Annotated in this window: 1 protein-coding gene; it reads right to left on the bottom strand. The window is 49.6% G+C overall.

What is annotated here, in order from left to right; translation table 11 throughout:
* Positions 1-246, bottom strand: a 246-nt coding sequence (locus AEA42_RS15540; protein WP_156312354.1) for a transposase, incomplete at both ends; no start/stop codon positions are given.

Genomic DNA, 246 nt, shown 5'->3' with positions numbered 1-246 from the left:
ATGGCATAACTTCAGCATCAGTGACGCCGGATAAACTCAGTTCTGCTGCAATAATTTCATGGCTATGGGTATCGACGGCGATATGCAGCTTACGCCACACGCGGCGCTTGCCATCTGTGCCATGTTTCTTCACTTTCCACTCACCTTCGCCATAAACCTTCAAGCCTGTCGAATCGATAGCCAAGTGCTCAATGGTGCCACGCGTCTTGGTTTTAAAAGCAATCTTGACGGCTTTCGCTCGTTTGC

Source organism: Shewanella sp. Sh95 (genome assembly GCF_001308045.1).
GTDB lineage: Bacteria > Pseudomonadota > Gammaproteobacteria > Enterobacterales > Shewanellaceae > Shewanella > Shewanella xiamenensis.
The sequence above is the reverse complement of the archived record's forward strand: the minus strand, read 5'-3'. Positions and strand labels throughout refer to the sequence as shown.